Raw genomic sequence first — 20,293 nt, 5'->3', positions numbered from 1 at the left:
TCGACGCTGCCATGCCCCACATCACGTAGGAAAGCGCGTATGGCAGCTAACGACCCGATTGCGGAATTTGTCGTCACATAACCCGGAATCGATAAAAGGGATTCAGAATTTGGGGAGAACCTTCCCCGTTTCCATACGGTAGGCGCGATAAGCGTCACCGTGCTCGGCAATCAGGTCGCGCTCCTCGAACCAGAGACCGATGAAAATATAGACGGTAAAGCCCACGCTGAGGACGATTTGCGTCATTGTCATCGAGGGTGTCGCCCAAACGCCGATCAAGACCCCCGTTTGTATTGGATGGCGGATGTAGGCGTACATTGCCCGTTTGACGAAGGGCAGCGGTGGGTTGGGCTGGTTCCGGAAGTGCAGGTGAACTTGTCGCAGCCCGAACAGGTCGAAATGGTTGATGGCGAATGTCGACGCCAGAAGAAATGCCCATCCGAAGACGAACACTGCCCAGATGATATTTGCAGGAATGCCTGTCTGGACATGCCAGACCTGCCCGGGGACCGTCATCCAGAAGCCGGTCAGAAGGATGCTGGTGACCCCTGAAACCAGCACGTAGGTCGACCGCTCCGCGGCGACGGGTATGAGCCTTGTGATCGCGGTTTTGAACCCGGGTCGAGCCATGCCCGAGTGGATTATGCCCCAGACAGTAACGAGTAGCGTGTTCCAGAGCATTGGATTTTCGGGAAAAGCCCCTTCTCGCCATAGAAATCCGAAAGGCAGGATCTGAGCCAGCGACGCGATGATCGCCACCAAGCCCGCAACTCCGACGAGGTAGCTGACGATGCCATACAGCAGCACAATAGAGCGCTTCATAAAACTCCCCTCCCCCGAGAGCCCGCTTGTCAGCTTATCACGGATCGCGCGCAATTCCCATTGGCCGAGCAGAAATACGGGTAAGGGGAGCGTGAAAGCGGCTGGGCTCACCCTTTCATGCACTTCCGAACGTCCGCTTTCCACTCAATAGCAGACGCCACCCCTAGCGATGCGCTCCACGGTCCCGGTCGAGCAGGAGCTGGAACAGGATCGCACGGATTTCGCCGTCGATCTCGCCATCGATCTTGCGCGGGCGCCAGCGGCGCTGGAACGCTTCCACGGCCTTGTGGCCGTCGGTGATGTCGTAACCGAAGCGTTCGAGCGCGAGGTAGAAAGCCCCGTCATTGTCGAACGGGTCGCCCAGCTCGATCTTCGGGGTGGAAAGGCACAGGCCGTATTCCGCCAGCCGTTCCCACGGGAACAGTTCGCCCGGATCGATCTTGCGCGCCGGTGCCACGTCGGAATGGCCGACCACGTTGGCGCGCGGGATGTCGTATTTCTTCACCATTCGCGCCAGCAGCGGCACAAGCGCCTCGAACTGCGCTTCGGAAAAGTCGCGATAGCCGTTGAGATGGCCGGGATGGTCGAGTTCGATACCGATGCTGGCCGAATTCACGTCCTTGTGGCCGCGCCAATAGGACAGGCCCGCATGCCAGGCACGCTTTTCCTCGGGCACGAGGCGGATGACCTCGCCTTCCTCGCTGATGAGGTAGTGGGCCGAAACCTTGGTTTCGGGATCGCACATACGCTCCAGCGCAGCCTCCGCGCCGAGCATTTCCGTATAATGGATGACCACCATGGTAATGGGGAGCGCGCGCTCGTCGAAATTGGGTGACAGCGCCTCGCGGTGGACGAGTTCGTCCCGGCTCCCCTCCGCGCTCAACCGATGAGCCCTTCGCCTTCGGGCATGACCGCGCCCATCACCAGCGTATCGTCGGTGCGGGCGTACTGGAGGCCGCCGCCGGTCTGCTCTGCCAGCAGGGCGATCATGTGGGCCGCCGCAGTGCGGCTGGAGAGTTCGTGGGCCGGCAGGCTTCCGTCGAGCGCCTTGCCGATGGTGTCGTCGAACGCGATCTTGGGGCCGCTGGCGCGGACGACGATCTCGCAATTGCCGTCGCGGATTTCGGCGCCGACATCCAGCGTGCCGCCGCGCACCAGCGCGTCGATCGCGATCTGGGCGAAGTTGAGAAGCACCTTGACCGCCGGCTTGCCGAGGTTCGCGGTCTCGATGGCCCAGTTGATCTCGATCTTGTTCTTGTCCGCGACCAGCGCCTCGATCAGCGCGCGCGGCTCTGCCACGTCGACGCGGTCGCCGAAACCGCCGGCCGCACCGAAGGCGAGACGGAAGAACTTGAGCTTGTTGGTGGAAATCGCCGCACTCTGTTCGAGCAGCGCGACCACGTTGGCGCGCATTTCGGGGTCGGTTTCCATCGCCAGCAGCTCGAGCCCGTTGCTGAGCGCGCCGACCGGGCTGAGCATGTCGTGGCACAGGCGCGAGCAGAGCATTGCCGCAAGATCGGTGGAAGTACTGTCAGTCATGAAGATCCCGTCGGGTACGATGTATTAACCGCCTTCTAGCGGTCGCGGACCACATAGGGAAGCGCATGGAAACCGCCATCCCCCGAGCGCCAGAAGGTGACTCCGCCTGCCGCGATAATCGCCCAAACCACCCCGTCGCCTGCCGCCAGCTCGGCATCGCGGGGCGAAGGACCGGTGCGTCCGTTGGGATGCGAGTGGTAATAGCCGAGCACCTGCGGACCACGCGTACGGGCGGCGCGGTGGGCATCGATCAGGGTCTGCGGGTCGATTTCGAAGTGCCTCGCGGGCTCTGCATGGACGTTGGCGGCGGGCACGACTTCCTCGATCCGCGAAGCTGTGCCGAGCAAGACCCCGCAGCATTCGCACGGGTGTGCATTCGCCGCTTCATCCAGCAGGCGCTGCATCACGTCACTTGAGAGTTCGAGCGTCATCGCGCATGGCCCTAGCATGGCCGAACCAGAAATCCTCTCCGGAACGCTGTCCGAGGCCGGTCGCCTCGACAAGGTGCTTGCCGAGGCCAGCGGCCTGTCGCGCGAACGGGTCAAGACGCTGATCGCCCAAGGCGCGGTAACCATCGGCAAGACCGTGGCGAAATCGGCGTCTGCCAAGGTCAGGGGCGAGGAAAACTGGCGCATCGCCATGCCCCCGCCCCAGCCGCTCGATACGCCCGCGCAGGACATCCCGCTCGACATCGTGTTCGAGGACGACGACCTCTTGGTGGTCAACAAGCCCGCCGGCATGGTCGTGCACCCGGCTGCCGGCAATCTGAAAGGCACGCTGGTCAATGCCCTGCTCCACCATTGCCGCGGCAAGCTGTCGGGCATCAACGGGGTCGAGCGTCCGGGGATCGTCCACCGCATCGACAAGGACACGAGCGGGCTGCTGGTTGTCGCCAAGTCCGATGCAGCGCACGAGGGCCTTGCCAAGCAGTTCGCCGACCATTCCATAACGCGCCGCTACCTCGCGGTCTGCGCGGGGCATCCGAACCCTCTATCGGGCACGATTTCGGGCCGGATCGGGCGGTCGGACAAAGATCGCAAGAAGATGACGGTCCTGCCCGATACCTCCTCGCGCGGGAAACACGCGGTCACGCATTTCGAGACGCTGGAGCTACTCGATGGCGCAACGCTCATCGAATGCAGGCTGGAAACCGGGCGTACGCACCAGGTCCGCGTTCACTGTGCGTCAATCGGTCATGCGCTATTGGGAGACCCTGTCTATGGACGCACTCCCAAGGCCCTCCGGCCCCTTCTCGAACGGCTCGACTTCCGCCGCCAGGCGCTGCACGCCGCGAGGCTCGGATTCAGACATCCTATCACCGGTGAAATCTTGGATTTCTGCGCCGAATTGCCCGCCGATATGCGGGAACTGATCGACGAAACCGCTCGTTGAAATCGACGAAAGGGCCGTGCAATCCGGCGCCCGCTACTGTATAAGTAACCGAGTGGCCCGAATGACCGGATGCCCATCAGGGGTCCGACAAGAGAGGTCGACGCAAGAAAGGTCAGGATATTAGTGTCTAACGCAAAGTCTTTGAGCGTCCCGGCGCTCGGCGGTGAGCAGAGCCTCAACCGCTATCTTTCCGAAATCAAGAAGTTCCCGGTGCTGACGGCTGAGCAGGAATACATGCTCGCCAAGCGCTATGAGGAACACGAGGATCCCGAAGCTGCGGCGCAGCTCGTTACCTCGCACCTGCGACTCGTGGCCAAGATCGCCATGGGCTACCGTGGCTATGGCCTGCCCGTTTCGGACCTCATTTCCGAAGGCAATGTCGGCCTGATGCAGGGTGTGAAGAAGTTCGAGGCCGATCGCGGCTTCCGTCTCGCCACTTATGCGATGTGGTGGATCAAGGCTTCGATCCAGGAATACATCCTGCGTTCGTGGAGTCTGGTGAAAATGGGCACCACAGCAGCGCAGAAGAAGCTGTTCTTCAACCTGCGCCGCATGAAGAAGAATCTCGACGCCTACGAGGACACCGACCTCCACCCCGACGACGTCACGAAGATCGCGACCGATCTCGGCGTGCCGGAGCAGGAAGTCGTCAACATGAACCGCCGGATGATGATGGGCGGCGACGGCTCGCTCAACACGCCGATGCGCAACGGCGAAGAAGGCTCGGGCGAATGGCAGGACTGGCTGACGGATGACCGTCCGCTCCAGGACGAAACCGTTGCCGAAGCGGAAGAAAAGGAAGTCCGCCACGAAATGCTCGTGGAAGCGATGGACAGCCTCAACGACCGCGAGAAGCACATCCTCACCGAACGCCGCCTGACGGACAATCCGCAGACGCTCGAAGAGCTCAGCCAGGTTTACTCGGTCAGCCGCGAGCGCATCCGCCAGATCGAGGTGCGGGCGTTCGAGAAGCTCCAGAAGGCGATGCAGCGTATCGCCGGCGAAAGGCTGCTGCCGGGCGTCGCCTGAGGCATCCGCGCCTGAATACAGACACGAAAGGGGCGGCCGTGTGCCGCCCCTTTTTCGTATCTGGCTGCCAGGCGTGCTTGGGATTGGCAGGGCCTTGCGGTTGCATTCCGGTCGCCCAGTCGCTTCAATAATGATTGGCGATCGCCATAGGTCACGTGGGGTCGGGAAAGATCAGGGGGAACCGATGAAACTCACCACTTTGACGACTGGTCTTGCACTGGCCGTTGCCGGGATCGCGCTGGCTTTCCCGTCCGAAGGCCAGGCGCAGAAGCGGATCGAGCAGCAAAACGGCCCGTGGAAACACAGGGGTGCGGGCGTGGTCTTCCCGGACAGGGTTGGGCAGTTCGAGCGAACCTCGATAACCGAATACACCTCAAACGGGCGGGACGGCAGTGTCGGCTACAGGCTGGTCAATGATGATGGGACGCTGATCCTAACCGCCTACCTCTATCCCAAAGTTGATGGGGCAAACTGCGCCGAGATCTTCGCTGACGCTGCAAGCCATATCGCGAAGAATCCGGGCGCGCAGGAAGAGCGAATCTGGCTTTCGCCTTCACCCGATCGTGCGCGGGCCTCGGCAGCGCTCTCCATCCGCTACGCGATGCCGGAAAATTACACGGGCGAAGGCCGGCCAGCATCGCTTTCCGACCTCTATCTCTACTGCCCGGCCAAAGGCGATTGGCTGGTCAAATATCGCGCCACCTGGTTCGGCGGGACGGCGGAAAATTTCCCGGACCCGCTGGACCTGATGTCCGCCATCGACTGGCGCGCCGCCGAGCGCTGAGCGCTCGCCTCCCTCTATTTCGGAGGCGCCAGGTCGAGCACCGCGGCAATCATCGCGCGCGTCCCCAGCGTCACGCTCTCGCGCGGCGCGATCTTGAACAGCGGCGAGTGGTGCGAAGGGACCGGCGGCCCGCCATTGGCGGCTGCCTCGAAGTCTTCCGGCGGAGTGCCGCCGACCGCGAAGTAATAGCCCGGCACGCCCTGTTCCTTGGTGACGAAATAGGCGAAATCCTCCGCCCCCATGCCGGTCTGGACCGCGGGCAGGAAGCCGTCTTCGCCGAATGCGTCGATCATCACCGCATTGAGCCGGCGAGCGAGCGCAGGATCGTTGGCCGTGACCGGCGTCCCTTCCGTGCGAGTGACGCGCGGCAGGAGGTTTTCGGGCAGGCCGTGCGCGCGGCCGATATTGACCGCGATCCGCTCGATCGCTTCGTGAATCTGGGCCCGCACCTCCTCGTCATTGGCGCGCACCGTCAGCTGAAGGCGCGCTTCGTCCGAGATGATGTTGTGCTTGGTGCCCGACTGGAATGAGCCCACGGTGACGACCACCGGTGACAGGGGCCCCACCTCGCGGCTGTCGATCGACTGGAGCGCCGTCACGATCTGCGCGCCGATGTACACAGGATCGCGGCCCTGGTGGGGCGAAGCGCCATGCGCGCCGATACCTGGCACGACGATGTCCACCGAATCCGCGCTCGAGCCGACGATGTCTTCCGACCCCGAAACCTTGCCGGTCGGCAGGTCCGCATCGACATGGAAAGCGACCGCGTAATCGGGTTTGCCGAAGCGTTCGTAGAGCCCATCCTTGAGCATCAGCTCCGCCCCGCCCACGCGCTCTTCCGCAGGTTGGACGACAAACATCAGCGTACCGGACCACTGGTCCTTGATCTCCATCAGCTGGCGCGCCGCGCCGACCATAGAGGTGATGTGCACATCATGACCGCAGGCGTGCATCACGGGATACTCGGTCCCGTCCTGCGCGACCTGAACGGCCTTGGATGCATAGGGCAGGCCGGATTTCTCGGGCAGCGGCAGGCCATCCATGTCCGCGCGCAGCATGACCAGCGGCCCTGGGCCGTTGCGGACCATACCGACAACGCCGGTCCCACCGACGCCTTCGGTCACCTCCATGCCGGTCGCGCGCAATTCGGCTGCCATCCGTTTGGCGGTGTTGGTTTCGAGAAATGACAGTTCGGGATTTTCGTGGAAGTACCTGAACAGCGCGCCCAGATGGTCGGCATAGTCTGCCTCCACGGCCGTGGCGATTTCGCCGGTATCGGCGCTCGCCTGACTCGCCCCCATCGCCAGCGCCACTGCGGCGGCGCCGATCCATTTCCTGTCGACTCGCATGTCCTTCTCCCCTGTTGCGGTTGGGAACAGAGCACGGCGCCGCGCTATCAACAAGCGCGATTGCGCGGTGCGGCCGTGCACAGTAGACGCGCTGGCATGCGTGTTGTCGTGCGTTTCCTCTTCCGCTTCCTCGTCGGTTTCCTGGGCCTCAGCATCGCGCTGGTCGTGCTGTTCAAGTTCGTGCCCGTGCCGGTGACTGCGACCATGATCATGGACGGCAACGGCATCACCAAGGACTGGGAACCGCTGTCCAATATTGACCGCAACATGGTGCGCGCCGTCATCGCGGCAGAGGACGGAAAATTCTGCACGCATGACGGTTTCGACCGCGAAGCCATCGAAAATGCTATCCAGCAGAATGCCAAGGGCGGGCGGATCCGCGGCGGCTCGACCGTGAGCCAGCAGACCGCGAAGAACGTCTTCCTGTGGCAGGGCGGCGGCTATTTCCGCAAAGGGCTGGAGGCCTATTTCACCGTCCTCATCGAGAATATCTGGGGCAAACGGCGGATCATGGAGGTCTACCTCAACGTCGCGGAAACCGGGATCGGCACCTATGGCGCAGAAGCCGGGGCGCAGCGTTACTTCGGCAAGTCGGCCGCACTGCTGACCCCGCTGGAGGCGGCGCGCATGGCGGCGGCGCTTCCCTTGCCGAAAGAACGGTCGGTCAAGAACCCGGGCGGCTGGCTGCGGCGCCACGGCAACACCATTTCGGCCCGTATCGGCGTCGTCGGGCGCGACGGGCTGGACGCCTGCATTTACGACTAGGCAGCGTTTGGCACCGCCGAACTTTACCCCGCAGCTTCATCTATGTATGTTATAACATTGCAGATGCGATATTTCGTATCCCGCTGTATTCCAGCGTTTTCCCTTGAAGGACGTCCGGAAAAACGGCAGTCGGGCGGGATTACGGGCATGGGGAGCCGACGGAATTGGGAATAGGCCACGGCCATGATCACGCGCACGAGGGGCACGGGCATGACGGGCACGGCCATGGCCACTCGCATGCACCGAAGGATTTCGGCCGCGCATTCCTGATCGGCATCATTCTCAATAGTGGTTTCGTGATCATCGAGGCCGTTTACGGATGGATTTCCGGCTCGATGGCGCTGATCGCGGACGCCGGGCACAATCTCTCCGATGTCCTTGCCCTGCTGCTGGCCTGGGGTGCCAGCGTGGCCGCAAAGCGACCGCCGAACGAGCGCTTCACCTACGGCTACAAGAGCTCGACCATCCTCGCCGCGCTCGCCAATGCGGCGCTTTTGCTCGTCGCAATTGGTGCAATCGCGTTCGAGACCGCACACCGCATGACCGATCCGCTACCAGTCGACGGAACGACCATGATTATCGTTGCCGGCATCGGCATCGCGATCAACACCGGCACCGCGCTGCTTTTCCTTCGCGGGCGCGAGCATGACCTCAATATCCGCGGCGCCTTCCTGCACATGGCGGCCGACGCGCTGGTCAGCCTCGGCGTGGTGCTGGCGGGGATCGCCATCCTCTATACGGGAGCGCTCTGGATCGATCCGGTGGTCAGCCTGATCATCGTTGCGGTCATCGCCTGGGGAACATGGGGGCTGCTCAAGGATAGCGTAGCCATGAGCCTGCTCGCCGTGCCCAAGGGTATCTCCGAAAAAGCCGTCCGCGGTTATCTCGCCTCGCTCGACGGGGTGAGCGAGGTGCACGACCTCCATATCTGGCCCATGTCGACCACCGAAACCGCACTGACGGCGCACCTCGTCATGCCCGGCGGACATCCGGGCGATGCCTTCCTGCGGGAAGCCGCGCACGAGCTGGAGCACCATCATCGGATCAACCACGCGACCATCCAGGTGGAGACGACCAGCAAGCATTGCGGGGTCGGCTGCCCGTGAAACCGGCAAGCGCAGCGGCCCGCGAAAGGCTGAAGGCGGCCATGGCCCGACTTGCCAGCGGGGATCGCGGCGCGCTGGAGGAAATCTATCGCGCCACCTCGGCGAAGCTTTTCGGCATCTGCCTGCGTATCTTGGGGGACGAGAAGGAAGCCGAGGACGCGTTGCAGGACGTCTACATCAATCTCTGGCGCAGGGCCGACCGGTACGATCCCGGCCGGGCGAGCCCGATTGCGTGGCTGGCAACCTTTGCCCGTAACCGCGCAGTCGACCGGCTGCGGTCCGGCAAGCTGCGCCAGGCGAGCGTGGGCGAGGAAGAAGCCGCGCCGATAGCGGACGCCTCCCCTCTCGCCGAAGACCTGCTCATCGATGCCGAGCGCGAGGCCCGCGTCCACCAGTGCATCGAAAAGCTGGAAGACGAACCGCGCAGCGCCATCCGCTCCGCTTTCTTCGAAGGCCGCACTTACGCCGATCTCGCGGAGAGCAGCGGAACGCCGCTGGGGACGATGAAGAGCCGTATCCGCCGCGCCCTTGCGCGTCTCAAGACTTGCCTGGAGAAGGGGGAATGACCGACGCGCCCCGCCCCGACGACGACACGCTTGCCGCGGAATATGCGCTCGGCCTGCTGGAGGGCGAGGAACTGCTCTCCGCGCGCGGCCGCGAGGCAAGCGATGCCCGCTTTGCGGCAGCGGTCGCCTGGTGGCAGGACCGGCTGGCCCCGATGCTCGACGAGATTTCGCCTGCGACACCGCGCGCAGAGGTCTGGCGCCGCATCGAAGAGGCGCTGGACGGTGCTGCCCCGTCGGCAGAGGTCATCGATCTCAGGAACCGGATGCGCCGCTGGCAGGTCTTCGGCACGGTGAGTGCCGCCGCTGCCGCCGCGATTGCCGTCTTCGCCTTCACCTTCATGACCCTGCCCAGTACTCCGCAGATCGAGATGCAGGCAGAAGCGCCGCTGGTCGCATCAGTGCCGATTGCGAATACCGACCTGAGGCTGGCCGTCACTTATCTGCCCGACCGCGGCGAACTGCTCGTCTCGGCAAGCGGCCTGACCGCCGACGGGGTCCACGACCACGAGCTGTGGCTGGTCCCGCAGGATGATACGCCGCTCCTCTCGCTCGGCGTAGTCGCGCCCGGCGAGGAACGCCGCGTGACGCTGGAACCGGCAGTCGCGGCGAAGATGGCGGACGGTGCGCCGCTGCTGCTCACGCGCGAGCCGCTGGGCGGCAAACCCGAAGGAGTCGATGCTGGGCCGGTGGTCGCAGAAGGCCAGCTGAAAAAAATCTGACGGCTAATGCATCCGCGGGGCAACCCGCTCCGTAACTCTCCCACGCAAGAAGGACGGGCTTGCACAAACAGGAGAGTTTCAATGCCGATTTCGAACCAGCTCAAGGCCGCAGCTGCGGCGTCCGTTCTCGCCATGGGCGGGTTTGCGCTCGCCGCCGCGACCCCGGCCGTTGCGCATAACCATGGCAAGCATTCGATGAAGAGCCAGCCCAACATCGTCGAGGCCGCCATGGGCACCGGCGTGCACGACACGCTGGTCGCTGCAGTCAAGGCCGCCGATCTCGTCGACACGCTGTCTTCGCCCGGCCCGTTCACCGTCTTCGCGCCGACCGACGATGCGTTCGGCGAACTGCCTGCCGGCACCGTCGATGCGCTGCTGCAGCCGGCCAACAAGGGCAAGCTCCAGACCGTGCTGACCTATCACGTCGTCTCCGGCCGTATCCCGGCAGCCCAGCTTTCGGCCGCGATCAAGCAGGCCGGTGGCAGCTATGAATTCGAGACGGTCGCAGGCGAGACACTGACCGCCAGCTTCGATGGGCATACCATCGTCGTTACCGACGCCCTAGGTCGCGAAACCAAGGTCGTGCAGGCCGATGTGAAGACAACCAACGGCGTGATCCACGTCACCGACGGCGTCTTCCTTCCGAGCGCCTGAAGCTTGCAAGGCACCGCCACTTAGCCTTCCCCCTCGAAAGGCGGTGTCAACTTGTCCCGCCCGGCTTGCGTAGCGCCGGGCGGGATTTTTCATGTCCCGCTTCAGGCTTTGAGCGTGAGTGACCAGTTCTGCGGCGCGGTCGATGCCACGCCCACCGGCGTCTTGGGACGATAGGGCTCTTCAAGCCGGTCGACCTCTTCGGGGGTGAGATCGAGCGCCATGGCTTCTATCGCCGCGCCGATATGGCCCTGCTTCGTCGCCCCGATAATCGGAGCGGTGATGCCCGGCGTGGCGAAATGCCACGCGAGCGCCACGGTCGCGCGCGAAACGCCGCGATCGGCAGCGATCCGGCCGACCACCTCGATGACCTCGCGGTCCGCATCCACGTTCTGCCTGTATAGCAGCTTGCCGAAGCCATCGGTTTCGCTGCGCACGGTGCTTTCGTCCCATGCGCGGGCGAGCTTGCCGCGCGCGAGCGGGCTCCATGGAATGATCCCCACGCCTTGGTCGCGGCAGAGCGGGATCATCTCGCGCTCCTCCTCCCGGTAGAGCAGGTTCACGTGGTTCTGCATCGAGATGAAGCGCGTCCAGCCGTTCGCGCGCGCCACTTCCTGCGCCTTGGCGAATTGCCATGCGGCCATGGAGGATGCGCCGATGTAGCGCGCCTTGCCCGCCTTCACGATGTCGTGCAGCGCCTCCATCGTTTCCTCGATCGGCGTGGTGTCGTCCCAGCGGTGGATTTGGAACAGGTCGACATAATCCACGCCGAGGCGCGCGAGGCTGTCGTCGATCGCCTGGAACAGGCTCTTGCGCGAATTGCCGCCGGTATTGGGCGCCTGCCGCCACGGCAGGAAAGCCTTGGTGGCCAGCACGATCTCGTCACGCTTCGCGAATTGGGGAAGCAACCGGCCCACCACCTCTTCCGATGCGCCCATCGAGTACATGTTGGCCGTGTCGAAGAAGTTTATGCCCGCCTCCACCGCCTCGCGGATGAAGGGGCGGCTGTCGTCTTCCGAAAGCACCCACTCGCCGTGCCAGCCCTTGCTGGTGTCGCCATAGCTCATGCAGCCAAGGCACAGGCGCGAGACCTTGAGGCCCGAAGGGCCGAGATTGGCGTATTCCACCGTGTCAGTTCCCTACGCTCAATCCGCCATCGACGCTGATCGTCTGGCCGACCACGTAATCGGCCAGCGGCGAGGCGAGGAACAGCGCCGCTCCCGCCATGTCCTGCGGCAGGCCGAGGCGACCGCGCGGCGTGTTCGCGATGGTCGCATCGCGGAACTTCTCGTTGCCGAGAAAGGCATCGTTGATCTTGGTGTGGACGTATCCCGGCGCGATGCCGTTCACGCGGATGCCTTCTGCCGCGAAGGCCAGGCTGAGCGAGCGGACCATGCTGATTGCCGCCGCCTTGCTGGCGCCATAGGCCGGGTTGCCGATCAGGCCGCGATAACCGCCGATCGAGCTGATGATGATCAGCGATCCGCCGGATTCCGCCAGCTTGGGGCGCACGGCATTGGAACAGTCGAGCAGCGAGTCGAGATTGACCGCCATCACCGCGTCCCAGCCTTCACGGTTGAACTCGTCGCGGTTGTAGCGGGCAATGCCCTGGCACAACACCACGACATCGAGCCGTTCGGGCCATGCGAAGGCATCGAGGGCCGCGCGGTCCGCCACGTCGAGCGAATGGAAGGTCAGTCCTTCGAGGACGCTGCCGTCTTCGGGCGAATAGTCGTTCGCGCTCGCCCTCGTGCCGGTCACGTGTACCTCGGCCCCCTGTTCGCGGAAGCCGTGGGCAATGCCGTTGCCTATCCCGCTCGTCCCTCCGACGATGAGGACGGTCTTGCCGGAAAAATCGAGCGGATTGGCCATGTCTGTCTCCTCAGATCGCGCGGCTGACGACTTCCTTCATGATCTCGTTCGTGCCGCCATAGATGCGCTGGACGCGGGCATCGCGCCACAGGCGGGCAATGGGATATTCGTTCATGTAGCCAGCCCCGCCATGCAGCTGCAGCGACTTGTCGCAGCATTCCCACTGCAGTTCGGTGTGCCAAAGCTTGGCTGCGCTTGCCTCGTCGGTGGTGAGTTCGCCCTTGAGGTGGCGCTGGATCGCCCAGTCGAGATGCGCCCAGCCGACCTGCAGCTTGGCCGCCAGGTCCGCGAGCACAAACTTGGTGTTCTGGAATTCGAACACGGTGCGACCGAAGGCCTTGCGGTCCTTGGTGAACTTCACCGCCTCGTCGAAGGCGCGCTGCGCGCCGGCCTGCGCGCCGACGGCGATCGACAGGCGTTCCTGCGGCAGTTCTTCCATCAGGTGGATGAAGCCCCGCCCTTCGCCGCCCAGCAAATTGTCCTTCGGCACGCGGCAGTCGTTGAAGAAAAGCTCGGACGTGTCGGCGGCATGCTGGCCGATCTTGTCGAGGTTGCGCCCGCGCTCGAAACCCGGCGTGCCGGCATCGACGAGGATCAGTGAGGTGCCCTTGGCGCCCTGCGAAGGGTCGGTCTTGGCGACCACGATCACCACGTCGGCATTCTGGCCGTTGGTGATGTAGGTCTTCGACCCGTTGATCACCCATTCGTCGCCGTCGAGCGTCGCCGTGGTGCGCACGCCCTGAAGGTCGGAGCCCGCGCCCGGCTCGGTCATGGCGATGGCGGTGATGACATCGCCGCTGATCATGCCGGGCAGGTATTTCGCCTTCTGCTCCTCGGTGCCGAGCCGCTCGAAATAATTGACCGTGATGTCGTTCTGCAGCGTGAAACCGGCGGAGGATCCGAGATAGCTCAGCTCTTCCGCGATCACGCAGTTGAAGCCGAAATCGAGGCCGAGCCCGCCGTTCTCTTCCGCGACCGTGGGGCACAGCATCCCTGCCTCGCCCAGCGCCTTCCACGCGCTGCGCGGGACGATGCCCTCTTCCTCGTGCTGGTCGAGATAGGGCGTCATGTGTTCGGCAAAGACCTTGCGCACCGTGTCGCGGAAGGCCTCGTGGTCTTCGGAATAGGCGAAGCGTTTGGACGTATCGAGCATCTCGAAAACCTTACGCGTTCTGGAAAACGGCAAGCCGCTTGGTGATGATTTCCTCGGCCTGCGCCATGATGCCGTCGATCAGTTCCTTGCAGGTCGGGATGTCGTGGATGAGGCCTGCGACCATGCCGCAGGACCAGGCGCCTGCATCCATGTCGCCTTCGGTCATGATGCGCGGATAAACGCCGGCGACCTGTTCGATGATGTCCTCGAACTTGAGGTCCGCGCCTTTCTCCTTCTCGATGCGGAGCAGTTCCTCCACCGCGTCATTGGTCATCACGCGCTCGGTATTTCGCAGCGGGCGCATGACGAGGCGCGTGTCGAGTTCGCTGGCAGCGACGATCGCCTTCTTCACATTCTCGTGCACCGGCGCTTCCTTGGTCGCGATGAAGCGCGTGCCCATGTTGATGCCGTCCGCGCCCAAGGCGAGGCTGGCGACGAGGCTGCGACCATCGGCCATGCCGCCGCTGGCGACGAAGGGGATTTCCAGCTCGTCCGCCGCGCGCGGCAGCAGGATCATGTTGGGAATGTCGTCCTCGCCCGGGTGGCCGCCGCATTCGAAGCCGTCGACCGAAACCGCGTCGCAGCCGATCGACTGCGCCTTGAGGCTGTGACGCACGCTGGTGCACTTGTGGATGACCTTGACGCCGGCGTCCTTGAAATAGGGCAGGACCTGTGCGGGGTTGTTGCCCGCCGTCTCCACGATCTTCACCCCGCCTTCGATGATGACGCGCACCAGCCCCGGGTAATCGGGCGCATTGACGGTGGGCAGGAAGGTAAGGTTCACGCCGAAGGGCTTGTCGGTCATGTCCTTGCAGCGCGCGATCTCGTTGGCGAGCTTCTCGGGCGTGCCCTGCGTCAAGCCGGTGATGATGCCGAGACCGCCGGCATTGGACACGGCTGCCGCCATTTCGGCGAAACCGACATAATGCATGCCGCCCTGGATGATCGGATGCTCGATGCCGAACATTTCGGTGATGCGAGTCTTCATGGCCTGCCTCTCCTGCTGGTTGCTTTTCGCAACCGGTATCGGGCGGGCAGGAGAGAGTCTAGCGCTTCGCGATGCCTTCCAGCGCCCGCAGCAGTTCAAGGCCGCGTTCCGTAAGGGCAAGTCCTTCGCCCGATTTTTCCGCGAGGCCCTCGTGCTCCAGGTCCTCGCCGGTGGGCGCACGCATCAGCCGCCCGTACCGGCCCGAATGGTAGATCAGCGGTTCGGCATCGCGGCGTTCGAATTCGACCACTTCGCCGAGGAAGATCGCATGGTCGCCGCCTTCGTATTCGAAGCGTGCGCGGCAACCGAACCGGGCAGCATATCCCGCCAGCATCGGCGCGCCTTCCGGCCCGTCGACCACGTCGAGTCCGGCAAACTTGTCGTTGCCGGGCTGCGCAAAGCGGTCGGACATGGCCTGCTGGTCTGCGGCCAGCACGTGCACTGCCCAGCTCTGCGCCTCGCGGAAGACAGGCAGGCTGCCCGAATGGAGCGAGAGGCTCCACAGCACCATCGGCGGGTCGAGGCTCACCGAATTGAAGCTGTTGGCAGTCAGGCCCACCGGACGCCCGTCGGCATCGCGCGTCGTCACGATGGTGACGCCGGTCACGAAGGAGCCAAGTGCGCTGCGGAATGCCTGCGGGTCGAACATCGCCAGCGGCGCTACCGCCACGCGCCGAAGAGAGCAATGGGGGCGTTGCGCGCAATAGCTGAAACAGGAATGTCACACTTCGCGCAATTTCTGTGCAAACGAATCCACCGGAATTGACCGAGTGAACGTTATCAAATAGGTGAACGTTCACATTTAGCTTTGCGTGTGCGGCAAGCGCATGTCTTGGGAGGAGAATCACAGATGGCTTTTGGACGTAAGCCCTCTTTTGCCAAATTCATGGCGGGGGCATCGGTGGTGGCAATGGGACTCGGCGCCACCCAGGCGATGGCGCAAGACGCCACTGCCGGCGAGGAGGCGGCTGAAGAAGTCGTCGCAGAAGACGACGTTATCGTCGTCACCGGTATTCGCGCTTCGCTGCGCGATGCCATGAACATCAAGCGCAACGCGCAGGGTGTCGTCGACGCGATCTCGGCGGAAGATATCGGCAAATTCCCCGATACCAACCTGGCCGAATCGCTGCAGCGTATCACCGGCGTGTCGATCGACCGTGAAAACGGCGAAGGCGCCCGTGTCACGGTTCGCGGCTTCGGTCCGGAATACAACCTCGTCACGCTCAACGGCCGCCAGATGCCGACTTCGACTCTCGGTGACGGCGCCAGCGCGCCTTCGTCGCGTTCGTTCGACTTCGGCAACCTCGCTTCCGAAGCAGTCGTCGCCGTCGAGGTCTACAAGACCGGCCGCGCGACCGTTCCTTCGGGCGGTATCGGTTCGTCGATCAACATCCGCACCCCGCGCCCGCTCAACAATCCGGGCTTCAGCGGCAGCTTTGCCGTCAAGGGTGTCTATGACGAATCCGAAAACGACGATGTGAGCATCACGCCGGAAGTTTCGGGGGTCATCAGCAAGACCTTCGCCGAAGACCGCATCGGTATCGCTGTCACCGGCAGCTACCAGAAGCGCAAATCGGGCTTCAACCAGTTCTTCAGCGAATTCCGCGACGGTTACCTTGGTTGCGGCAGCGGCTACGAAAACGAGTGGGGCGCTATCCCCTGCGATCCGGGCAACGACTGGCGCGGTAACTACAACCTCCAGGAAAACCGCCCCGACGCCAACACCGTCTACGCGGTTCCGCAGAACGGTTCGTACAACGTCACCAACATCGACCGCGAGCGCATCAACGGCCAGGCCGTGCTGCAGGCGAAGCTGGGCGACAACGTCACCGCGACGCTCGACTACACCTTCTCGCAGAACACTGTCGAAGCTGCGCAGAGCTCGGTCGGCATCTGGTTCAACCACGTCACGACTTCGAGTGCGTGGGGTGACGGCCCGATTGCGGACATCCTGTTCTACTCGGAAAACTTCGGCGGCGCGCCGTCCGACCTTTCCTACAGCGGCTCGCTCACGGCCAACCGCTCGATCAACCACTCGCTGGGTGGCAACATCGAATGGGAAGCGCCCAACGGCTTTACCTTCACGCTCGACGCGCACAGCTCGAGCGCAGAATCGAAGCCGACGCTGCCGTACGGTTCGAACCTGTCGGTCGGTACCGCCGTGTTCAACGTGCAGACGCAGGGCATCGACTACACGTCCTACCTGCCGGTCATTTCCTACACGAATGCGACCGGTACGGACGGCAACGACGTGGCGCAGCGCTTTGCCACGGGTAACGCGTTCCGCAATGCCTACTTCAAGGACGAGATCGATCAGGTCCAGCTGAGCGGCAACTACACGCCGGAAGCAGATTCCTTCCTGCAGTCGCTCGACTTCGGCGTTACCTACACCAACAACCGCGTCCAGTCGGCCTATGGCTTCATCCAGAACGATACCTGGGGCGGCCTCGGAACTCCGGCAGATATTCCGGACGACATCTTTTTCCCGATCAGCGTGACCGATGCGTTCCGCGGCCTTGAAGGTGTCGATAACCCGAACATCATCCAGAGCTTCTACGGCTTCGACGTGGAACGCATGGTCGACCTGCTGGAAAGCCAGTTCGGCATCTGCTCGAGCCCGGCAACCGGCGCTGCACAGCCCGGCACCTGCCTTGCTGTCCAGGACATCGACCGTCGCATCACGGAAAAGACCCTGGCTCCTTACGCCGAGGCGGCATTCTCGTTCGACGTGGGCGCTGGTGAGGCACACCTCATCACGGGCCTTCGTTACGAAGTGACCGATGTCGATTCGCGGGCTCTTTCGCTGATCCCCGACGGTTCGGCCTGGGTTGCAGCGAACGAGTTCAACCTCAGCTACGCAGATGCTCGTGACTTCACCCGTGCCAAGGGTAGCTACGACTTCTGGTTGCCGAACATCGACTTCGACATCGAGCCGATCCAGGACGTGATCTTCCGTGCTTCCTACAGCCACACGATCACCCGCCCGACCTACGACAACCTGCAGGGCGGCCTGAGCCTGAACCCACTGTTCCGCGTGGACGGTGGCGACGGTAACCAGGGCAACCCGAGCCTGCTTCCGTTCAAGTCGGAGAACTTCGACGCTTCGGTCGAATGGTACTACGGCAACGCCAGCTACATGTCGGTCGGCTACTTCCGCAAGAACGTGGAGAACTACATCACGGTCGGCGGGATCCAGCAGTTCTTCGAAGGTGTCTACCAGCCCTACAATGGTCCGCGTGCTGCAGAAGCGCGTGCAGCCCTTGGCGGCGGTGCCATCTCGAACGACGACATCCGCGCCTACATCATTGCCAACTACCCCGAGACGACCTCGTTCAACCCGGTCACCGGCCAGACCGCCATCCTCGGCGTTCCGGGCGATCCGTTGCTCGAGTTCAACATCTCGGTTCCGATCAACTCGGACCAGAAGGCAACGATCGACGGTTGGGAATTCGCGCTCCAGCACAACTTCTGGGAAACCGGCTTCGGTGTCATCCTGAACTACACCATCGTCAACGGCGATGCCGAGTTCGACAACACCCAGCCCTACCGTATCCCGCAGTTCGCGCTGGTCGGTCTTTCGGATAGTGCCAACGCCGTCCTGTTCTACGACAAGGGTCCGTTCCAGGCTCGTGCGGCGTGGAACTGGCGTGACGACTTCCTGGCCGGTTACAGCCAGAACCCGACCAACCCGTTCTATCGTGACGAGTACTGGCAGATCGACGCCAGCGCCTCGTACGAGTTCGACAACGGGCTGACGGTGTTCGCGGAAGCGATCAACCTGACCGGCGAGAACCTGAAGGGTTACCGCCGCAGCGAGAACAACACCTTCTTCGCCTATCGTGGTGCACCGCGCTACGCGGCGGGTGTTCGCTTCAGCTTCTAAGAGGCAGCCGGGGGCGGATCCGTCCGCCCCCCTTCGCTTGGAAACGAAGGGCCGCGCTGCCGAAAGGCTGGCGCGGCCCTTTCCTTTTGCCCCATGCATCGGGCATGTAGGGGCAGAGTTCAGGACATGGCGCGACAGATGCAAAATGTGGTGATTGCCGGTGGAGGCACCGCGGGGTGGCTTTCCGCCGCCTATCTCGCCGCACGTCGTCCCGACCTGTCGATTACCCTGGTCGAGGCACCGGACATCCCGACCATCGGTGTCGGAGAAGGCACCTGGCCGACCATGCGCGACACGCTGCGCATCATCGGCATCCCCGAAGCGGAATTCCTGCGCGAATGCGATGCAAGCTTCAAACAGGGCTCGCGTTTCGACGGCTGGCGCACCGGAAAGGACAACGACAGCTATCTCCACCCGTTCACGGCCCCCGCTCCCGGCGATATGCGGGCGGTCTTGTCGGCATGGCAGCAGAATGCGCCGGGCGTTGCTTTCGCCTCTGCAGTGACTCCGCAGGCCGATGCCTGCAATCGCAACCTTGCCCCGCGCCAGCGTTCCATGCCAGATTACGCGGGCGCGCTGAATTACGGCTATCACCTCGACGCGGGCAAATTTGCGCGCCTGCTCGAACGCCACGCGACCGCGCGGCTCGGCGTTACGCATGTTGCCGACCATATTTCCGACGTCGAAGTCGGTGACGACGGGTTGGTGGATGCGCTGGTCCTGCGCGAAGGCGGCAGGCTGGAAGGCGATTTCTTCCTCGACTGTACCGGCATGGCTGCGGTTATTGCGGACGGACACCTCCAAGGGGGCTGGGTCGACCGGTCCGACGTGTCGTTCAACGACCGCGCGCTCGCCGTACAGGTCCCCACCCTCCCCGATGCGGCGATCGCCTCGCAGACCATCGGCACAGCGCACGAAGCGGGCTGGCTGTGGGACATTGCACTACCGACCCGCCGCGGGATCGGCTGCGTCTACTCCTCCCGTTTCTGCGACGATGTACAGGCGGAGGCTACCTTGCGCGCGTACATCGCCGCCAATGTTGCCGGAGCCGACCTCGACAGCCTCGCCCCGCGCAAGCTGTCCTTCAGGACCGGGCACCGCGAACGGTTCTGGCAGGGCAACTGCCTTGCCGTCGGTCTTTCGGCGGGGTTCATCGAGCCGCTCGAGGCTTCTGCCATCGTGCTGATCGAATTGTCGCTGAAGGCGCTGGCCGAAAACTTCCCGGCGAGCCGGTCATCCCTGCCCGCCCACGCGGCGCGGTTCAACACGCTGTTCCGCTACCGCTGGGACCGGATCGTGGATTTTCTCAAGCTCCACTACGTGCTGAGCGAAAGAGCAGAACCCTTCTGGCTAGCCCAGCGCGCCCTCGAGACTGTCCCCGCCTCGCTGGCCGAACAGCTGGTGCTGTGGCGTGACCAGCCACCCTCGCAATGGGACTTTCCGCAGATCGACGAGATATTCTCCGCCTACAGCCAGCATTACGTGCTTTACGGCATGGGCTTCCCGGCGCCCGAAACTGCGCCGGTCGCGGATCTCGAACTTGCACAGCGCCGCCTTGCCGAAGTGCGTGAACGTGCGCGCGGCTTGGCTGCTGCATTACCGACCAATCGCGTCTATCTCGACGCTGTGAACACAACCGCTGCGCCGGATGCGCGCGAGGGAGAAATTGCCTGAA

General features: G+C 63.5%; 20 protein-coding genes. 10 read left to right on the top strand and 10 right to left on the bottom strand.

Going from position 1 to position 20,293, the window contains the following annotated elements; all coding sequences use genetic code 11:
* Positions 1 to 102: 102 nt before the first annotated feature.
* The 4 genes from GRI42_RS00665 to GRI42_RS00650 form a co-directional block, all read right to left on the bottom strand.
* Positions 103 to 822: a methyltransferase family protein gene (locus tag GRI42_RS00665; protein WP_160606149.1), complete on the bottom strand. Its 720-nt coding sequence runs from the start codon at positions 820 to 822 to the stop codon at positions 103 to 105.
* Positions 823 to 985: 163 nt separating this feature from the next.
* A complete protein-coding gene (locus GRI42_RS00660; protein ID WP_160606482.1) occupies positions 986 to 1,621 on the bottom strand; it encodes an N-acetylmuramoyl-L-alanine amidase in 636 nt (211 codons plus the stop codon).
* Between the two features lie 80 nt (positions 1,622 to 1,701).
* Positions 1,702 to 2,361 (bottom strand): histidine phosphotransferase family protein, encoded by a 660-nt coding sequence (locus GRI42_RS00655; RefSeq protein WP_160606148.1) that lies wholly within the window; start codon positions 2,359 to 2,361, stop codon positions 1,702 to 1,704.
* A 35-nt stretch (positions 2,362 to 2,396) separates the two neighbouring features.
* Complete coding sequence (locus GRI42_RS00650) at positions 2,397 to 2,792, bottom strand: Mov34/MPN/PAD-1 family protein (protein ID WP_160606147.1); 396 nt, start codon at positions 2,790 to 2,792, stop codon at positions 2,397 to 2,399.
* 16 nt (positions 2,793 to 2,808) lie between these two features.
* Between GRI42_RS00650 and GRI42_RS00645 the strand changes: the two genes are divergently transcribed.
* The 3 genes from GRI42_RS00645 (at position 2,809) to GRI42_RS00635 (ending at position 5,566) form a co-directional block, all read left to right on the top strand.
* On the top strand, positions 2,809 to 3,753 hold the full coding sequence (locus GRI42_RS00645) for an RluA family pseudouridine synthase (protein ID WP_160606146.1): 945 nt from the start codon (positions 2,809 to 2,811) through the stop codon (positions 3,751 to 3,753).
* Positions 3,754 to 3,822: 69 nt separating this feature from the next.
* On the top strand, positions 3,823 to 4,782 hold the full coding sequence (gene rpoH / locus GRI42_RS00640; RefSeq protein ID WP_199800378.1) for an RNA polymerase sigma factor RpoH: 960 nt from the start codon (positions 3,823 to 3,825) through the stop codon (positions 4,780 to 4,782).
* 130 nt (positions 4,783 to 4,912) lie between these two features.
* Entirely contained in the window at positions 4,913 to 5,566 is a 654-nt protein-coding gene (locus GRI42_RS00635) for a hypothetical protein (protein ID WP_160606144.1), read from the top strand.
* 14 nt (positions 5,567 to 5,580) lie between these two features.
* On the opposite strand, the gene GRI42_RS00630 is transcribed toward GRI42_RS00635, so the two are convergent.
* Positions 5,581 to 6,915: a M20 metallopeptidase family protein gene (locus tag GRI42_RS00630; RefSeq protein WP_160606143.1), complete on the bottom strand. Its 1,335-nt coding sequence runs from the start codon at positions 6,913 to 6,915 to the stop codon at positions 5,581 to 5,583.
* Positions 6,916 to 7,011: 96 nt separating this feature from the next.
* Between GRI42_RS00630 and mtgA the strand changes: the two genes are divergently transcribed.
* From mtgA to GRI42_RS00605, 5 genes are all read left to right on the top strand, one after another.
* The gene (gene mtgA, locus GRI42_RS00625) at positions 7,012 to 7,680 is read left to right on the top strand and encodes a monofunctional biosynthetic peptidoglycan transglycosylase (RefSeq protein ID WP_160606142.1); all 669 of its coding nucleotides are present in this window, start codon (positions 7,012 to 7,014) and stop codon (positions 7,678 to 7,680) included.
* A gap of 164 nt (positions 7,681 to 7,844) precedes the next feature.
* Positions 7,845 to 8,786, top strand: coding sequence for a cation diffusion facilitator family transporter (locus tag GRI42_RS00620; RefSeq protein ID WP_160606141.1), 942 nt, complete (start codon positions 7,845 to 7,847; stop codon positions 8,784 to 8,786).
* On the top strand, positions 8,783 to 9,352 hold the full coding sequence (locus GRI42_RS00615; RefSeq protein ID WP_325065274.1) for a sigma-70 family RNA polymerase sigma factor: 570 nt from the start codon (positions 8,783 to 8,785) through the stop codon (positions 9,350 to 9,352). Before GRI42_RS00620 ends, GRI42_RS00615 begins: the two co-directional genes overlap by 4 nt.
* Positions 9,349 to 10,071, top strand: a complete 723-nt coding sequence (locus tag GRI42_RS00610; protein ID WP_160606140.1) for an anti-sigma factor — start codon at positions 9,349 to 9,351, stop codon at positions 10,069 to 10,071. Before GRI42_RS00615 ends, GRI42_RS00610 begins: the two co-directional genes overlap by 4 nt.
* Positions 10,072 to 10,152: 81 nt before the next feature.
* Positions 10,153 to 10,725: a fasciclin domain-containing protein gene (locus GRI42_RS00605; protein WP_160606139.1), complete on the top strand. Its 573-nt coding sequence runs from the start codon at positions 10,153 to 10,155 to the stop codon at positions 10,723 to 10,725.
* Between the two features lie 101 nt (positions 10,726 to 10,826).
* On the opposite strand, the gene GRI42_RS00600 is transcribed toward GRI42_RS00605, so the two are convergent.
* From GRI42_RS00600 to GRI42_RS00580, 5 genes are read right to left on the bottom strand one after another with little or no spacing between them, the layout of a single operon-like run.
* A complete protein-coding gene (locus GRI42_RS00600) occupies positions 10,827 to 11,849 on the bottom strand; it encodes an aldo/keto reductase (protein WP_160606138.1) in 1,023 nt (340 codons plus the stop codon).
* Between the two features lie 4 nt (positions 11,850 to 11,853).
* The gene (locus tag GRI42_RS00595) at positions 11,854 to 12,594 is read right to left on the bottom strand and encodes an SDR family NAD(P)-dependent oxidoreductase (protein WP_160606137.1); all 741 of its coding nucleotides are present in this window, start codon (positions 12,592 to 12,594) and stop codon (positions 11,854 to 11,856) included.
* Positions 12,595 to 12,604: 10 nt separating this feature from the next.
* Positions 12,605 to 13,747, bottom strand: coding sequence for an acyl-CoA dehydrogenase family protein (locus tag GRI42_RS00590; RefSeq protein ID WP_160606136.1), 1,143 nt, complete (start codon positions 13,745 to 13,747; stop codon positions 12,605 to 12,607).
* Between the two features lie 10 nt (positions 13,748 to 13,757).
* Positions 13,758 to 14,735, bottom strand: a complete 978-nt coding sequence (locus tag GRI42_RS00585) for an NAD(P)H-dependent flavin oxidoreductase (protein WP_160606135.1) — start codon at positions 14,733 to 14,735, stop codon at positions 13,758 to 13,760.
* A gap of 58 nt (positions 14,736 to 14,793) precedes the next feature.
* The gene (locus GRI42_RS00580) at positions 14,794 to 15,405 is read right to left on the bottom strand and encodes a flavin reductase family protein (protein ID WP_325065273.1); all 612 of its coding nucleotides are present in this window, start codon (positions 15,403 to 15,405) and stop codon (positions 14,794 to 14,796) included.
* Positions 15,406 to 15,645: 240 nt separating this feature from the next.
* On the opposite strand from GRI42_RS00580, the gene GRI42_RS00575 reads away from it, so the two are divergent.
* The gene (locus GRI42_RS00575; RefSeq protein WP_160606134.1) at positions 15,646 to 18,618 is read left to right on the top strand and encodes a TonB-dependent receptor; all 2,973 of its coding nucleotides are present in this window, start codon (positions 15,646 to 15,648) and stop codon (positions 18,616 to 18,618) included.
* 126 nt (positions 18,619 to 18,744) lie between these two features.
* Positions 18,745 to 20,292, top strand: a complete 1,548-nt coding sequence (locus GRI42_RS00570; RefSeq protein ID WP_160606133.1) for a tryptophan halogenase family protein — start codon at positions 18,745 to 18,747, stop codon at positions 20,290 to 20,292.
* The last annotated feature ends 1 nt before the right edge of the window (position 20,293 follow it).

The organism is Qipengyuania gaetbuli (assembly GCF_009827315.1).
GTDB classification, from domain to species: Bacteria; Pseudomonadota; Alphaproteobacteria; order Sphingomonadales; family Sphingomonadaceae; genus Qipengyuania; species Qipengyuania gaetbuli.
Note: the sequence above shows the minus strand (reverse complement) of the source record. Positions and strands in the feature narration are given on the sequence as shown.

Coding starts and splice junctions, on each gene's coding strand:
- GRI42_RS00570 (WP_160606133.1), top strand. CDS start 18,745: ATGGCGCGACAGATGCAAAATGTGGTGATTGCCGGTGGAGGCACCGCG.
- GRI42_RS00595 (WP_160606137.1), bottom strand. CDS start 12,594: ATGGCCAATCCGCTCGATTTTTCCGGCAAGACCGTCCTCATCGTCGGA.
- GRI42_RS00590 (WP_160606136.1), bottom strand. CDS start 13,747: ATGCTCGATACGTCCAAACGCTTCGCCTATTCCGAAGACCACGAGGCC.
- GRI42_RS00630 (WP_160606143.1), bottom strand. CDS start 6,915: ATGCGAGTCGACAGGAAATGGATCGGCGCCGCCGCAGTGGCGCTGGCG.
- GRI42_RS00585 (WP_160606135.1), bottom strand. CDS start 14,735: ATGAAGACTCGCATCACCGAAATGTTCGGCATCGAGCATCCGATCATC.
- GRI42_RS00605 (WP_160606139.1), top strand. CDS start 10,153: ATGCCGATTTCGAACCAGCTCAAGGCCGCAGCTGCGGCGTCCGTTCTC.
- GRI42_RS00645 (WP_160606146.1), top strand. CDS start 2,809: ATGGCCGAACCAGAAATCCTCTCCGGAACGCTGTCCGAGGCCGGTCGC.
- mtgA (WP_160606142.1), top strand. CDS start 7,012: ATGCGTGTTGTCGTGCGTTTCCTCTTCCGCTTCCTCGTCGGTTTCCTG.
- GRI42_RS00660 (WP_160606482.1), bottom strand. CDS start 1,621: ATGGTGGTCATCCATTATACGGAAATGCTCGGCGCGGAGGCTGCGCTG.
- GRI42_RS00610 (WP_160606140.1), top strand. CDS start 9,349: ATGACCGACGCGCCCCGCCCCGACGACGACACGCTTGCCGCGGAATAT.
- GRI42_RS00655 (WP_160606148.1), bottom strand. CDS start 2,361: ATGACTGACAGTACTTCCACCGATCTTGCGGCAATGCTCTGCTCGCGC.
- GRI42_RS00635 (WP_160606144.1), top strand. CDS start 4,913: ATGATTGGCGATCGCCATAGGTCACGTGGGGTCGGGAAAGATCAGGGG.
- GRI42_RS00650 (WP_160606147.1), bottom strand. CDS start 2,792: ATGACGCTCGAACTCTCAAGTGACGTGATGCAGCGCCTGCTGGATGAA.
- rpoH (WP_199800378.1), top strand. CDS start 3,823: ATGCCCATCAGGGGTCCGACAAGAGAGGTCGACGCAAGAAAGGTCAGG.
- GRI42_RS00665 (WP_160606149.1), bottom strand. CDS start 822: ATGAAGCGCTCTATTGTGCTGCTGTATGGCATCGTCAGCTACCTCGTC.
- GRI42_RS00575 (WP_160606134.1), top strand. CDS start 15,646: ATGGGACTCGGCGCCACCCAGGCGATGGCGCAAGACGCCACTGCCGGC.